The following is a 14,505-nucleotide window of genomic DNA, read 5'->3' on the forward strand; positions in this document are numbered from 1 at the left end:
GCTCGCTCCTACAGGGGCTGCGCCAATCTTTAGACCGACCTCAATAACCATAAGAAGAGGCACCCCCCCCATGCAACCGCAAACCCTCACCGGGCAGGCGTCGTTGGTGACGCCCAGCCGCAAGCGATTTTTCATCATGGTGCTGTTGTTCATCACTGTGGTGATCAACTACCTGGACCGCAGCAACCTGTCGATTGCCGCCCCGGCACTGACCAGTGACCTGGGTATCGATCCGATCCACGTCGGCCTGATTTTCTCCGCCTTCGGCTGGACCTACGCCGCCATGCAAATCCCCGGCGGCTGGCTGGTGGACCGCGTGCCGCCACGGATTCTGTACAGCCTTGCCTTGCTGCTGTGGTCGGTGGCCACGGTGATGCTCGGTTTCGCTGCCAGCTTCATCGCGCTGTTCGTGTTGCGCATGGCGGTCGGTGCCCTGGAAGCGCCGGCGTACCCGATCAACAGTCGTGTGGTCACCACCTGGTTCCCCGAGCGCGAGCGCGCCACGGCCATCGGTTTCTACACCTCCGGGCAATTCGTCGGCCTGGCATTCCTTACGCCGGTACTGGCCTGGCTGCAGCACGAATTCGGCTGGCACATGGTGTTCGTCACCACTGGCGCGGTGGGCATTGTGTGGGCGGTGATCTGGTACGCGGTGTATCGCGAGCCACGGGATTTCAAAGGCGCCAATGACGCGGAAATCGACTTGATCCGCGAGGGCGGCGGGTTGGTGGATATCCAGGCCGAGCAGGCCAGGGTCAAAGCCAAGTTCAGCTGGACCGACCTGGGAGTCGTCCTGACCAAGCGCAAGCTCTGGGGGATCTACCTCGGGCAGTTCTGCCTCAACTCGACGTTATGGTTTTTCCTGACGTGGTTTCCGACTTACCTGGTGAAATACCGTGGCATGGACTTCATCAAGTCCGGCCTGTTGGCGTCGCTGCCGTTTCTCGCCGCGTTTGTCGGTGTGTTGTGTTCCGGCTTCTTCTCGGACTTCTTGATCCGACGCGGCTACACGGTGGGCTTCGCCCGCAAGCTGCCGATCATCAGCGGCTTGCTGATTTCCACCTCGATCATCGGTGCCAACTTCGTTGAGTCGACGCCGTTGGTAATCGCATTCCTCGCGCTGGCGTTTTTCGGCAACGGCCTGGCTTCGATTACCTGGTCGCTGGTGTCGACCCTGGCTCCGGCGCGCTTGCTCGGTCTGACCGGCGGGGTGTTCAACTTCATCGGCAACCTGTCGGCGATCGCCACGCCTATCGTGATCGGCTTCCTCGCGACAGGTGATTCCTTTGCCCCGGCAATTACCTACATCTCGGTGTTGGCGTTGACAGGCGCACTGTCCTATATCCTGCTGGTGGGCAAGGTCGAGCGTATCAAGTTGTAGTCGTGGCGCGCGGGCGACCATAATGCCGCCCGTTCACTCGCTCAACGGTAAAGGCTGGATATGCAGGAAGACGCCCCAAAAATCGCCAAGGACGCCGCACCGACCGGCACCCAGACCCTGCTTCGCGGGTTGGGTGTGGTTCATGCCGTGGCCAGCGGTGCCCGCGATCTCAAGGAAATCGCCCGGCAGATCGGCACCACGCGCAGCACCACCCATCGCCTGGCCAGCTGCCTGGTGGACGAGCGATATCTGCGGGTGGTGCCGCAAGTCGGTTATCTGCTGGGGCCCAAGCTGATTGAACTGGGCTTTCAGGCGCGTGAAGAGTTGCCCTTGGTAACCCTGGCCGGGCCGTATCTGGATGAGTTGTCGGCGTTGACCGGCGACACCATTCACCTGGCGATTCGTGAAGGCGACGAGGTGCTGTACCTGCACAAGAATCCGGGGCGCAATGGCCCGGAAATGCGTTCGCGGGTCGGCCATCGCATGCCGCTGGCGCGCACCGGGATCGGCAAGGCGCTGATGCTCGATGATTCGCCGCAAGAGTGGCAGCGCCTGTACGAAGTCAGCCTGCCGGTGGGTGGGAAAAACCAGTTCTGGCCGCAGCACCCGGAACAATCCTGGGAGCAGTTCGAGCAGCGCATGGTCGAGTACGTGGCCGGCGGTTATGCCTTCGATCTGGAAGATAACGAGCCATCGATCCGTTGCGTGGCCGCGCCGGTGCGCGATGCCAGCAAGCGCATCGTCGCCGGTATCAGCATTGCGAGCACCGTGCCGTACATGCCACTGGAGAAAATGGCCGAGCTGATTCCCCTGATCAAAGGGGTCACGGCCCGGCTGTCGGCGGAGTTGGGCCTCAAGGTTTAAACACAAAACCCTGTAGGAGCGAGCCTGCTCGCGAAAGCGGTATTTCAGTCAACATTGATTTCGACTGGGCCACCGCTATCGCGAGCAGGCTCGCTCCCACATTGGTTATGTGGTGTTGTTTAATTTGTGGGCAACAAAAAGGCCCCCATTCGGGAGCCTTGATGTTCGCGGTTCGGCTTACATGTTCGGGTAAGTCGGGCCGCCAGCGCCTTCCGGCGTTACCCAGGTGATGTTCTGTGCAGGGTCCTTGATGTCGCAGGTCTTGCAGTGAACACAGTTCTGGGCGTTGATCTGGAAGCGCTTCTCGCCGTCTTCCTGGGTGACCACTTCATATACGCCGGCCGGGCAGTAACGCTGTGCCGGCTCATCGTACAGCGGCAGGTTCTTGGCCAGCGGGATGCTTGGGTCGGCCAGCTTCAGGTGGCACGGCTGCTCTTCTTCATGGTTGGTGCCGGAGATGAACACCGAGCTCAGTTTGTCGAAGCTGATCTTGCCGTCCGGTTTCGGGTAGTCGATCTTCTTGCAGTCGGCCGCCAGCTTCAGGCAGGCGTAATCCGGCTTGGTGTCGTGCAAGGTGAACGGCAGTTTGCCGCCGAAGATGTTCTGGTCCAGCCAGTTGAAACCGCCACCGACGATGGCGCCGAACTTGTGAATCGCCGGGCCGAAGTTGCGGCTGGCGAACAGTTCTTCGTAGAGCCAGCTCTTCTTGAACGCGTCGACGTAAGTGGTCAGTTCTTCGCTGCCGTCCTTCTCTGCGAACAGTGCGTCAGCCACGGATTCAGCGGCGAGCATGCCGGACTTCATCGCGGTGTGGCTGCCTTTGATCTTGGCGAAGTTCAGGGTGCCGAGGTCGCAACCGATCAGTGCGCCGCCCTTGAAGACCATTTTCGGCAGCGAGTTCAGGCCGCCCTTGCAGATGGCGCGGGCACCGTAGCTGATGCGCTTGCCGCCTTCCAGGTACTGTTTGAGCACCGGGTGATGCTTGAGGCGCTGGAACTCATCGAACGGCGACAGGTAGGTGTTGCTGTAGGACAGGTCGACGATCAGGCCCACCACGACCTGGTTGTTTTCCAGGTGATAGAGGAACGAGCCACCGGTGTTTTCGGTGCCCATGATGTCCATCGGCCAGCCGGCGGTGTGTACCACCAGGCCAGGCTGGTGCTTGGCCGGGTCGACTTCCCAGATTTCTTTCAGGCCGATGCCGTAGTGTTGCGCGTCGGCATCGCTGTCGAGGTTGAAACGCTTGATCAACTGCTTGCCGATGTGGCCGCGGCAACCCTCGGCGAACAGCGTGTACTTGCCACGCAGTTCCATGCCCGGTGTGTACAGGCCTTCCTTTGGATGGCCTTCGCGGTCGACACCGAGGTCACCGGTGATGATCCCGCGTACCACGCCGTTCTCGTCGATCAGCGCTTCCTGGGCAGCGAAGCCCGGGTAGATTTCCACGCCCAGGTTCTCGGCCTGCTGGGCCAGCCAGCGGCACAGGTTGCCCAGGGAGATGATGTAGTTGCCTTCGTTGTGCATGGTCTTGGGCACAAAGAAGTCAGGAATTTTCTGCGCGCTTTCAGCGTTCTTCAGAACAAAGATGTCGTCACGGGTGACGGGGGTGTTCAGCGGTGCGCCGAGTTCTTTCCAGTCCGGGAACAGTTCGTTCAGGGCGCGTGGTTCGAACACGGCACCGGACAGAATGTGAGCACCGACTTCGGAGCCTTTTTCGACCACGCAGACGCTGATTTCCTTACCGGCTTCGGCGGCCTTCTGCTTCAAGCGGCAGGCGGCGGAAAGACCAGCGGGGCCGGCACCGACGATGACAACGTCGAATTCCATGTATTCGCGTTCCACAGGTTATCTCCTACTCAAGGCTCAACAGTTTTTTTTCTAATTTGGAGGTTGGGTGTCGCATCCATGAATCCCAGCGCAACGCCGGGAGCGGACAATCGATTGACCACCTTTCTCTTTGGGTGGCGCATTATATCTACACCACTCTCAGCGTCCAATACAAACGTTTGTTTGAATTGGCTCAAAGCCAGAGAAATCAAAGTCACGCGCCTTATGAACGGCTGTTTTGGCGTATTGACCGGAATAGGCGTTCCGGTCAAGATACGGGCGGTTTTGCGCTCGCCGTAGGCTGACTGTTGGTTTCAAGAGCACCTCTAAAGACAGGGCGATGGCACTGGAGAGTGATGCGCTGCGCAGGTTTTATGCGCAGTCTACACGTCGCGATGTTGAATGACTCGTCAGTCACCACTGACGAACGGTCATCGAGATCATGAGCGATGGTCACTTGACACGTTTGCCGGCGTTTTTGGAGGTGCCCTTGCGCCCGATGAGCATCAACCGCCAGGTTCGCCTAGGCGACTTTCTTTTCACCGGAGAGTAACGAGGAATCCATGAAGGTTCTTGTAGCTGTCAAACGCGTTGTGGATTACAACGTCAAGGTTCGCGTCAAGGCGGACAATTCCGGCGTCGATCTTGCCAACGTCAAGATGTCGATGAACCCGTTCTGCGAAATCGCCGTGGAAGAAGCCGTACGCCTGAAAGAGAAAGGTGTTGCGACTGAAATCGTCGTCGTCTCCGTAGGCCCGTCCACCGCTCAAGAGCAACTGCGCACCGCGCTGGCTCTGGGTGCCGACCGCGCCATCCTCGTAGAAAACGCCGAAGACCTGACTTCCCTGGCCGTTGCCAAGCTGTTGAAAGCTGTAGTCGACAAGGAACAGCCTCAGCTGGTGATCCTTGGCAAGCAGGCCATCGACAGCGACAACAACCAGACCGGCCAGATGCTCGCTGCATTGAGCGGCTACGGTCAGGGCACTTTCGCTTCGAAAGTCGAAATCAGTGGCGACAGCGTTGCTGTAACCCGCGAAATCGACGGCGGCGCGCAGACGGTTTCCCTGAAACTGCCAGCCATCGTCACCACCGACCTGCGTTTGAACGAGCCGCGCTATGCGTCTCTGCCAAACATCATGAAAGCCAAGAAGAAGCCTCTCGAAGTGCTGACTCCGGATGCTTTGGGCGTTTCCACCGCCTCCACCAACAAGACCCTGAAAGTCGAAGCGCCTGCTGCACGCAGCGCGGGTATCAAGGTCAAGTCGGTGGCTGAACTGGTCGAGAAACTGAAAAACGAAGCGAAGGTAATCTAAATGACTATCTTGGTTATTGCTGAACACGACAACAAAGTGCTGGCCCCGGCCACGCTGAACACCGTTGCTGCCGCTGCCAAAATCGGTGGTGACATCCACGTTCTGGTTGCAGGCCAGGGCGCTGGCGCCGTGGCTGAAGCCGCTGCGAAAGTCGCTGGCGTGAGCAAAGTCCTGAACGCTGACAACGCGGCTTACGCGCACCAGCTGCCGGAAAACGTCGCTCCTCTGGTAGCCGAGTTGGGCAAGGGCTACAGCCACATCCTGGCGGCCGCTACTTCCAACGGCAAAAACATCCTGCCACGCGTTGCCGCTGCCCTGGACGTTGACCAGATCTCCGAGATCATCTCGGTCGAAAGCGCCGACACCTTCAAGCGTCCGATCTATGCCGGTAACGCCATCGCTACCGTTCAGTCGAACGCCGCGGTCAAAGTGATCACCGTACGCGCCACCGGTTTCGACCCGGTTGCCGCTGAAGGTGGTTCGGCTGCCGTTGAAGCCGTTGCCGCTGCCCACAACGCTGGCATCTCCAGCTTCGTTGGCGAAGAGCTGGCCAAGTCCGATCGTCCGGAACTGACCGCTGCCAAGATCGTCGTTTCCGGCGGCCGCGGCATGCAGAACGGCGACAACTTCAAACACCTGTACGCCCTGGCCGACAAGCTGGGCGCTGCCGTGGGTGCTTCGCGCGCCGCGGTCGACGCAGGTTTCGTACCGAACGACATGCAGGTCGGTCAGACCGGCAAGATCGTTGCTCCACAGCTGTACATCGCCGTCGGTATCTCCGGCGCGATCCAGCACCTGGCCGGCATGAAAGACTCCAAAGTGATCGTTGCGATCAACAAGGACGAAGAAGCGCCGATCTTCCAGGTGGCCGATTACGGCCTGGTGGCTGACCTGTTCGAAGCCATCCCTGAGTTGGAGAAGCTGGTCTAATCCGGCTGCTTCACTTATAAAGAGCCCGGCCTTATGGTCGGGCTTTTTTTTGTCTTTTCTGTAGGAGCGAGCATGCTCGCGATGAGCGCAGGAACAGCGCGGGGCATCAGGCTTCCAGCGTTATCGTTGACGACCATCGTCGGAACGCCGCCCGGAGCATGCTCGCTCCTACAGGTGGTATATCCAAGTGGAGTGTTTCGCCATGGATCTGCGCCTTGTGTGGAGTTTGCTGGGGGTGGCGTTATTGCCGACATTGACGGTCGCCGCAGGCAAATGCGAGCGCCTGGTGGTCACCGGTAGCCCGGACGCGCCACCGTATCTGTGGCAAGACCCGCAGGATCCCAGGCACCTGATCGGTGCCAGTGCCGACTTGCTGCAGCAAGTAGCGGGGGAGTTGGGGCTCAAGGTTGAACTGCTTTATGCCGGCAAACGCTCAGAGGCGCTCGAGGAAGTGCGCAGCGGGCGTATGGACATGCTGGCGGACGCGCCGTTGACGGTCAGCGAGCTGGAAACCCTGGATTACATCCACCCCCCCTTGCTGGAAAACGACTATCTGGTCTGGACCCGCAAGGACTCGACTCTGGTCTACAACCAGGCGCAGGACTTGCGCGGTCATTCCGGAGCCGTGTCGGAAAAAGCTCGGTTGACTCAAGAGTTCGACACTTTTGCCGGACAGCAACTGACCCTTGCACGTACGTCCAACCTGACCCAGGCCTTTCAGAAACTGCTGTTGGGCGAGGTCGAATTTGTACTGGCAGGACGTTACTCGGGCATGGCGATCGCACAGACACTGGGCATGGCCGGCGATCTGAGCGCGCGCTCGCAACCGGTCGACAAGCCTGGCCTGTACCTGGCGATTTCCCATGACTCGGCCTGCAACGATCCATGGTTGCGCGGACAGTTGGCCAAAAAGATGACAGAATTGCCCGCGTCCGGACTGACGGAAGCTGTGCTGATGCGCAATATCGAGCGTTGGAAGGCACAGCGCTCACAACCGCAGCAGCCCCCCGTCAGTACCCCAAAACAGTAGGGATATCCAGTGAGTATTCGACCTCTTTTCGCTGCCGTGGCCATTGCCGCCCTGGCCGGCTGTGCAACCGATCCTGCGCCGAATGAACAGTTTCGCCTGACCGAACAGGCGCTCGAACAAGCCAGGGCCGTGGGCGCCACCGCCGACGATGTGCCGGAAATGAAACTGGCCGAAGACAAGTTCAACCGCGCCAAGGGCAACATGACCGATCAATCCTTCAAAAACGCACGCATGCGGGCCGAACAGGCCGAGCTCGATGCGCGCCTGGCAGAAGCCAAGGTGTTGACGGCCAAGAGCGAAGAACAGTTGAACGTGCTGAACAACCGCATCGCCCGCCTGCGCAAGCAACTGGGAGATGCCCAATGAACCTAAAGAGCAAAGTCCTTGGCGGTTTGATCCTGGCAGGCTGTGCAAGCCTGACTGGTTGCGTCAGCCAGCACAGCGAGACCGCGTTGCAGCAGGCCAGTGCCGACTTTCAGAAGGTCAAGGAAGATTCCAATGTGCTGCGCATCGCCCCCAAGGATGTGATTCGTGCCGGTGAGTCCCTGGCCCGTGCCGATCGCCTGTCCAGTTATTGGGGCAGCGGTTCGGACGTGGTGCATTACGCCTACCTGAGCCAGCGTTACAGCGCCATTGCCCGGGAACACACCAATCAGGCGCTCAACGAAGAGCAAGCGGCGAAACTTGAACTGGAGCGCCAGCGTCTGCAATTGGCACTGCGCGAATCCAAACTGTTCAGTGTGCAACAGCAAGACAAATGGCTCGAAGAACAGATCCTGGCCTTGACCACTACTCAGACCGACCGCGGTCTGGTGATGACCCTGGGCGACATGCTGTTCGATACGGGCGAAGCGGAATTGAAACCGTCGGCCAACCGTGTGGTGTTGAAGATCGTGCAGTTCCTGCAACTCAATCCCAAGCGTGTGGTGCGGATCGAAGGTTATACGGACAGTACCGGGGGCAAGCAGGAAAACCTCAAGCTGTCCCGCGACCGTGCGCAGTCGGTGGCTGACGTGCTGATGGACCTGGGTATCGACGACAAGCGCATCCAGGTCGAAGGTTATGGCGACGAGTATCCGGTGGACGCGAATGCGTCGGAACGGGGCCGAGCGCAGAACCGTCGGGTAGAAATCGTGTTTTCCGACGAAAAGGGCCAGCTCGGCGCCGCCCGTTAAGCGTTGCGTCGCTGGAAAACCCGGCCTGCCATGCAGTGCCGGGTTTTTTAATGCCTGGCGATTACCGCACAAAACAGTACAGATTTTGCTGACACTGCACTGTACTGTCGACTATGTTGGCAACTGTCCCCGTACACTTCTAAACTGTTCCGGTATTGTTTTACACAAGAATAAAATGCCCGTGAAATCGAGTGCTGCGTCATGACCAATCTCTTGCTCTATCAACGTATTGCTCAACAACTGGCCGAAGACATCCGCCGTGGGGTCTATCAGCCGGGAGAGCGCGTGCCTTCGGTGCGCAAGATGAGCTCGCAGCTCAATGTCAGCCACGCGACGGTGTTGCAGGCGTATGCCAATCTCGAAGATCAGGGGCTGATCCGCGCACGCCCGCAGTCGGGCTACTACGTGCACCAGACGCCAGCACTCACCGCACCGACGCCGGATATCGCCAGGGTCGAGCGCCCGGGCCTGGTCACCCGCAGCAGCATCATTCAACAAGTGCTGGTCGAATCCCGTCGTGAAGGTGTCTTCCCGCTGGGCGCCGCGGTGCCGAGCGTCGACTATTTGCCGGTACGGGCACTGCATCAGCAATTGGCCAAGGTCACCCGTTTCCATAGCCCGCGGGCCTTCAGCTACATGTTCAGCCCCGGTTTCGAACCGTTGCGCCGACAGGTGGCGATCCGCATGCGCGATGCCGGCGTGGTGGTCGATCCGTCGGAAGTGGTGATTACCCACGGCTGCGTCGATGCGCTGCAGATGTCCTTGCGTGTATTGACCCGTCCCGGCGATCTGATCGCCGCCGAATCGCCGACTTATTACGGGTTGCTGCAACTGGCCGACCTGTTGGGCCTCAAGGTCATCGAAATCCCCAGCGATCCCGCCACCGGCATGAGTCTGGAAGCCCTGCAACTGGCGGCCAACCAATGGTCGATCAAGGCGTTGGTGCTGACCACCCGACTGAGTAACCCTTTGGGCGGCACCATGCCTGAAGAGCGGCAGAAACAACTGCTGCGCCTGGCGTCGGACTTCGATATCCAGATTGTCGAAGACGATATCTACGGTGAACTGATGTTCGAGCAGGGGCGCACCAAGTCCCTGAAGGCCTACGATCGGCTGGACCGGGTGATCTATTGTTCAAGCTTCTCCAAGACCCTCTCGCCTGGGGTGCGGATCGGCTGGATGATTGCCGGCAAGTACCAGCAGGAAATCCAGCGCTTGCAGACCTTCAGCACGCATTCGGCGTGCAGCGTGACCCAGATGGGCATTGCCGCTTATCTGGAGAATGGCGGGTACGACCGGCATTTGCGTTTCATCCGTCAGGAGTACCGGAAAAACCTCAGCGCCTTCCAACTGGCCGTGCAGCAGTATTTCCCGGAAGGCACGCAGATGACCCGGCCTACCGGTGGCTTCATTTTGTGGGTCAGTCTGCCGGGACGGGTCAATACCCAGGAGTTGCATGTGCGAGCATTGCAGCAAGGCATCAGTATTGCGCCGGGACTGATCTTCAGTAACACCGAGCAGTTCAATCACTGCATTCGTCTCAATTGCGGCATTCCCTGGAATCGTGAAGCCGAGCGTGCGTTGATGACGTTGGGCATGCTGGCCACCCAACTCTGCCAGGAGATGGCGGGCGGTTTGTAACAGACTGCTACTGCGCTTGTCTTGTGGGCAGCAACAGGCGAGCATATGCACCTCTGCCGCTTGCACCCACCGTGGGATACATGAAACCGATCTTTCCTGCCGCCTGGCTTTTGCTCTGTCTGTTCATGAGTACTCAGCCAGCACCTGCCGTTGCCGCCACCGAGCAGGAGCAGGCTACCGGCAGTTTCCACGTCGCACCGACAGAACCCGAACCCGTGGAAAAGTCCTCGGCGCCCAAAAAATCGGCGACGCCCGTGAAAAAGCGTCAGCCCATTGCCTCCAAATCGAAACCGGCCAGTGAAGTGGTAAAGACTGAGCTGCCATCCGCCAAGCTGGACCTGAGCTTGCCCAAGGACATGGTTCAGGAGCTGAAGCCGGTCGGAACGGTGCCGTTGACCAGGCGTGAACCGCTGTTGCCGCAGATGTTCGGTGACAAAAGCGGCAGCAGCCCGTTCCAGCTCAACGGCCGCCTGCTCAGCAATGAAATGCAACTGCAGCTGCGAAATGAAGAGCGCCACGAGGTCGAAGGCGCGGCACTGGATTTCGAGTTCAAGCAGTAACCTGGTCCCGATCCGCGAGCCGCAGAACAGACGCTTTGTCGGAGACTCGCCGGTCATGCTCGTTTGCACTGAAAAACCCGCTCGCAGGTAATTTAAAACAACTGTTTTAGCGGGTACTCTGTGCCCCGTCCTTTTACACATCGCTCGTCGCGAGGAGCTTGTCGTCATGAAATGCCGTGAGGGCTGTGGCGCGTGCTGCATTGCCCCTTCCATCAGTTCACCGATTCCCGGTATGCCCAACGGCAAGGCCGCGGGGCAGCGTTGCCTGCAACTTTCCCCGGATAACCTGTGCAGCATTTTCGGTCAGCCGGAACGGCCTGCGGTGTGTTCTGCCTTCGCGGCCGACCCCGAGGTATGCGGAAGCAGCAGCGAAGAGGCCATCCGGTTGATTGGCTGGTGGGAGCAAATGACGGCTGCATGATGTGTACAACGAACGGAACTTCAACAATAAGGAACAAGACTATGGGTTCGCTGCATCGTTTGGCTGTGCTGTGTGGTTTGACGGTTGTGCTGGCTACCTCGACGGCCCAGGCCGAAGACTGGAAAGTCAAAAAAGACGAAGACGGTATCAAGGTCTCCCTGAGCGAAGTGGCCGGGTCCGACTACAAGGCCTACCAGGGCGTCACGCTGATGAAAACCACCATGGCCAAGTTGCGTGCGCTGCAGGATGACGTGTCCGGAGCCTGCGCCTGGATCCACGAATGCAAGACCCAGAAGCTGCTCAAGCACGAAGGTGACCAGAGCTGGACCTACACTCAGTTCAATACCCCGTGGCCGGTTACTCCGCGTGATTCCGTGCTGCATGTCACTACCACCGAAGGTGCCGATGGCAGCGTGACCCGCAAGCTCGAAGGCGTACCGAAATACATTCCTGAAGAAAAAGGTTTCGTCCGGGTCGCCAAGGTCGAGGGATTCTGGAAGTTCGTACCCAAGGGTGACCAGATCGAAGTGACCTATCAGGTGCATACCGAACCGGGCGGCAGCGTGCCATCGATGGTGGCCAACAAGTTCGTGGTGGATGCCCCGTTCAATACCCTGAAAGCCCTCAAGGAGCGCGCCGAGAAGTAATCCGCATGGTGCTTTCAAGGTGACTTCGCAGCGCCCCGACCGTTTCGGGGCGTTTGCGTTTTTGACAGGGGCAAGACGCTTTAATTTGTTTCCGAATATGCGTTGCACGAAATTTTCACCCGATTTCCAAGACAATTCGCCGGCTTTCCCGCAGTGCGCAGCCTATTCCTGAGTGCAGGATGAAACAGTCGTGATGAGGGTAGTAATCAATGGCAATGCTGCCGTCGATCGTGCAACATTTGCGCACCGCGCAAACCCCAGGCCTTGTACGGGCCGAAAAGAGGGCAAGGCGCAGCTGTATTTTTGAAACTTCAACTTCCAATGGGTCCTAAAACGACATGGCAATCCCGGACGCCCTGAATCAGCAGCGAGCTACCAGTCGCCTGCTGCAACCGACCGTCAAATCGCATCTGGCCTACACGCTGTTGTGTGCCCTGGTCATGATGGTCATGTTCAGCCTGCTGCGCGTCGCGCTGCTGGTTTACAACCGCTCGATGATCCTCGACACACCGGCCTCGACCTTCCTCGAGGCATTCGCCAACGGTCTGCGTTTCGACCTGCGCCTGGTGGTCTATCTCAGTATTCCGTTGCTGCTGGCATTGTTCAGCGCCCGGGCCATGGCGGCACGCGGGCTGTTCCGCCTCTGGCTGACGATCGTCTCGAGCATTGCGCTGTTCCTGGGCCTGATGGAAATGGACTTCTATCGCGAGTTCCACCAGCGCCTCAACGGCCTGGTCTTCCAGTACGTCAAGGAAGATCCGAAGACCGTGATGAGCATGCTCTGGTACGGTTTTCCGGTGGTCCGCTACCTGCTGGCATGGGCCGTGGGCACCTGGATCCTGAGCCTCGCCTTCAAGGGCGCGGACCGTGCGACCCGCCCTCGTGGCCCTTTCAGTGGCGGCAGCATCGGCACGCGCCAGATTGCTCCGTGGTATGCGCGTATCGCGGTATTCGTGGTGTGCTTGCTGATCTGCGTGGTCGCCGCGCGCGGCACCCTGCGTCAGGGCCCACCGCTGCGTTGGGGTGACGTCTATACCACCGACTCGAACTTCGCCAACCAATTGGGCCTCAACGGCACCCTGTCACTGGTAGCGGCAGCCAAGAGCCGGATGTCCGAGGATCGCGACAATATCTGGAAAGCGACCCTGCCACAGCCACAAGCCCAGCAAGTCGTGCGTGACATGCTGGTGGTGCCGGCCGACAAACTGGTGGATGCCGACATCGCGGCGGTACGTCGCGATTACACTCCGCCAGCCGACAAGACCCTGCCGATCAAGAACGTCGTTGTGATCCTGATGGAAAGCATGGCCGGTCACTCGGTGGGTGCGCTGGGCGGGCCGGGCAACATCACGCCGTACCTCGACAAACTGTCGAAGGAAGGCTTGCTGTTCGATCGCTTCTTCTCCAACGGTACCCATACCCACCAGGGCATGTTCGCCACCATGGCCTGCTTCCCGAACCTGCCGGGTTTCGAATACCTGATGCAGACCCCGGAAGGCAGCCACAAGCTGTCCGGTTTGCCGCAGTTGCTCAGTACCCGTGACTTCGACGACGTGTATGTCTACAACGGCGATTTCGCCTGGGACAACCAGTCGGGTTTCTTCAGCAACCAGGGCATGACCAACTTCATCGGCCGTAACGATTTCGTGAATCCGGTGTTCTCCGATCCGACCTGGGGCGTGTCTGACCAGGACATGTTCGACCGTGGCCTGGTCGAGCTCAAGGCACGGGAAAACGGCAAGCCGTTCTATGCCTTGCTGCAAACCCTGTCCAACCACACGCCTTACGCCTTGCCGACGCCATTGCCGGTCGAGCGCGTGACCAATCGTGGCAGCCTGAACGAACACCTGACCGCCATGCGTTACGCGGACTGGGCACTGGGCCAGTTCTTTGAAAAGGCCCGCAAGGAGCCGTACTTCAAGGAAACCCTGTTTGTCATCGTCGGTGACCACGGCTTTGGTAACGAACAGCAGATCACCGAAATGGACCTGGGCCGCTTCAACGTGCCGATGCTGATGATCGCGCCGGGTATCCAGGAAAAGTTCGGCCAGCGTGACCACACGGTGGGCACTCAGATCGACATCGTGCCGACCATCATGGGCCGCCTCGGTGGCGAAGTGCGTCATCAGTGCTGGGGGCGCGACCTGCTCAACCTGCCGGAAGGCGACGCCGGCATCGGGGTGATCAAGCCATCGGGCAGCGAGCAGACGACGGCTATCCTCACCGCCGACCAGATTCTGGTCTTGCCGAAGGACAAGGACATGGCGCCGAAGCTGTATCAGTATGAGTTGGGTGCCAACCCTCGCGCCGAAATCATCGCTGATGCACCGCGTACCGCCGAGTTGAAACTCAAGCTCGAATCGTTCCTGCAAACGGCAACCAAGAGCCTGCTGGACAATACGGCCGGAGTGACCGACGGCAAGCCGGACTAAGGATTGCGTCAGCTCTTGTTGCCTGATTTCAGGCAACAAAAAATCAGAATCCGATGCCTGTACAGGCATCGGATTTTTTGTGCCTGCCGGGTGGCGATTTACCGCAGCCGAGGGTCATATCTGTCAACTTTGACAGTAGACACCCTTGGGTTTGAGGGATTTCATACAGGTGCTCGTGTATCTGATCCAGCGATTGCAACAGCAACGTTGAGAGCGGGCAGTGTTGCAAGGATGAGTGTCTGTCTGTTCCTGTCTCTATGGCATTCGTGCCATGTCTTGGTCAT

General features: G+C 59.2%; 13 protein-coding genes. 12 read left to right on the forward strand and 1 reads right to left on the reverse strand.

Annotation, left to right across the window (positions count from 1 at the left end; translation table 11 throughout):
* Window positions 1-70 precede the first annotated feature (70 nt).
* Window positions 71-1,381, forward strand: a complete 1,311-nt coding sequence (locus CAG47_RS10960) for an MFS transporter (RefSeq protein ID WP_085724879.1) — start codon at window positions 71-73, stop codon at window positions 1,379-1,381.
* 60 nt (window positions 1,382-1,441) lie between these two features.
* Window positions 1,442-2,245 (forward strand): IclR family transcriptional regulator, encoded by an 804-nt coding sequence (locus tag CAG47_RS10965; protein WP_085724880.1) that lies wholly within the window; start codon window positions 1,442-1,444, stop codon window positions 2,243-2,245.
* 177 nt (window positions 2,246-2,422) lie between these two features.
* Here CAG47_RS10965 and CAG47_RS10970 read toward each other — a convergent pair whose 3' ends face one another.
* Window positions 2,423-4,087 carry an electron transfer flavoprotein-ubiquinone oxidoreductase gene (locus CAG47_RS10970; RefSeq protein WP_085724881.1) on the reverse strand — a complete coding sequence of 555 codons (1,665 nt, stop codon included), beginning with the start codon at window positions 4,085-4,087 and terminating at the stop codon, window positions 2,423-2,425.
* Between the two features lie 548 nt (window positions 4,088-4,635).
* Here CAG47_RS10970 and CAG47_RS10975 point away from each other — a divergent pair.
* The 10 genes from CAG47_RS10975 (at window position 4,636) to CAG47_RS11020 (ending at window position 14,221) form a co-directional block, all read left to right on the forward strand.
* A complete protein-coding gene (locus CAG47_RS10975) occupies window positions 4,636-5,385 on the forward strand; it encodes an electron transfer flavoprotein subunit beta/FixA family protein (RefSeq protein WP_085724882.1) in 750 nt (249 codons plus the stop codon).
* Window positions 5,386-6,315 (forward strand): electron transfer flavoprotein subunit alpha/FixB family protein, encoded by a 930-nt coding sequence (locus CAG47_RS10980; protein WP_085724883.1) that lies wholly within the window; start codon window positions 5,386-5,388, stop codon window positions 6,313-6,315.
* A 202-nt stretch (window positions 6,316-6,517) separates the two neighbouring features.
* Window positions 6,518-7,345, forward strand: a complete 828-nt coding sequence (locus tag CAG47_RS10985) for an ABC transporter substrate-binding protein (protein ID WP_085724884.1) — start codon at window positions 6,518-6,520, stop codon at window positions 7,343-7,345.
* 9 nt (window positions 7,346-7,354) lie between these two features.
* The gene (locus CAG47_RS10990) at window positions 7,355-7,711 is read left to right on the forward strand and encodes a DUF4398 domain-containing protein (RefSeq protein WP_085724885.1); all 357 of its coding nucleotides are present in this window, start codon (window positions 7,355-7,357) and stop codon (window positions 7,709-7,711) included.
* The gene (locus CAG47_RS10995; protein ID WP_085724886.1) at window positions 7,708-8,520 is read left to right on the forward strand and encodes an OmpA family protein; all 813 of its coding nucleotides are present in this window, start codon (window positions 7,708-7,710) and stop codon (window positions 8,518-8,520) included. The genes CAG47_RS10990 and CAG47_RS10995 overlap by 4 nt, the downstream gene beginning before the upstream one ends.
* A gap of 201 nt (window positions 8,521-8,721) precedes the next feature.
* On the forward strand, window positions 8,722-10,161 hold the full coding sequence (locus tag CAG47_RS11000) for a PLP-dependent aminotransferase family protein (protein ID WP_008050371.1): 1,440 nt from the start codon (window positions 8,722-8,724) through the stop codon (window positions 10,159-10,161).
* Window positions 10,162-10,241: 80 nt separating this feature from the next.
* On the forward strand, window positions 10,242-10,721 hold the full coding sequence (locus tag CAG47_RS11005; RefSeq protein WP_085724887.1) for a translation initiation factor 2: 480 nt from the start codon (window positions 10,242-10,244) through the stop codon (window positions 10,719-10,721).
* A gap of 166 nt (window positions 10,722-10,887) precedes the next feature.
* Window positions 10,888-11,142, forward strand: a complete 255-nt coding sequence (locus tag CAG47_RS11010; RefSeq protein ID WP_085724888.1) for a YkgJ family cysteine cluster protein — start codon at window positions 10,888-10,890, stop codon at window positions 11,140-11,142.
* 41 nt (window positions 11,143-11,183) lie between these two features.
* The gene (locus CAG47_RS11015) at window positions 11,184-11,789 is read left to right on the forward strand and encodes an START domain-containing protein (RefSeq protein ID WP_085724889.1); all 606 of its coding nucleotides are present in this window, start codon (window positions 11,184-11,186) and stop codon (window positions 11,787-11,789) included.
* A 338-nt stretch (window positions 11,790-12,127) separates the two neighbouring features.
* On the forward strand, window positions 12,128-14,221 hold the full coding sequence (locus CAG47_RS11020; RefSeq protein WP_085724890.1) for an LTA synthase family protein: 2,094 nt from the start codon (window positions 12,128-12,130) through the stop codon (window positions 14,219-14,221).
* Window positions 14,222-14,505: the final 284 nt, after the last annotated feature.

This window comes from Pseudomonas sp. R37(2017) (assembly GCF_002113375.1).
GTDB lineage: Bacteria > Pseudomonadota > Gammaproteobacteria > Pseudomonadales > Pseudomonadaceae > Aquipseudomonas.

Bases quoted from the DNA above. Each gene is read 5' to 3' on its own strand.
- CAG47_RS10985 (WP_085724884.1), top strand. From the start codon at position 6,518: ATGGATCTGCGCCTTGTGTGGAGTTTGCTGGGGGTGGCGTTATTGCCG.
- CAG47_RS11010 (WP_085724888.1), top strand. From the start codon at position 10,888: ATGAAATGCCGTGAGGGCTGTGGCGCGTGCTGCATTGCCCCTTCCATC.
- CAG47_RS10965 (WP_085724880.1), top strand. From the start codon at position 1,442: ATGCAGGAAGACGCCCCAAAAATCGCCAAGGACGCCGCACCGACCGGC.
- CAG47_RS10960 (WP_085724879.1), top strand. From the start codon at position 71: ATGCAACCGCAAACCCTCACCGGGCAGGCGTCGTTGGTGACGCCCAGC.
- CAG47_RS11015 (WP_085724889.1), top strand. From the start codon at position 11,184: ATGGGTTCGCTGCATCGTTTGGCTGTGCTGTGTGGTTTGACGGTTGTG.
- CAG47_RS10975 (WP_085724882.1), top strand. From the start codon at position 4,636: ATGAAGGTTCTTGTAGCTGTCAAACGCGTTGTGGATTACAACGTCAAG.
- CAG47_RS11000 (WP_008050371.1), top strand. From the start codon at position 8,722: ATGACCAATCTCTTGCTCTATCAACGTATTGCTCAACAACTGGCCGAA.
- CAG47_RS10980 (WP_085724883.1), top strand. From the start codon at position 5,386: ATGACTATCTTGGTTATTGCTGAACACGACAACAAAGTGCTGGCCCCG.
- CAG47_RS11005 (WP_085724887.1), top strand. From the start codon at position 10,242: ATGAAACCGATCTTTCCTGCCGCCTGGCTTTTGCTCTGTCTGTTCATG.
- CAG47_RS11020 (WP_085724890.1), top strand. From the start codon at position 12,128: ATGGCAATCCCGGACGCCCTGAATCAGCAGCGAGCTACCAGTCGCCTG.
- CAG47_RS10995 (WP_085724886.1), top strand. From the start codon at position 7,708: ATGAACCTAAAGAGCAAAGTCCTTGGCGGTTTGATCCTGGCAGGCTGT.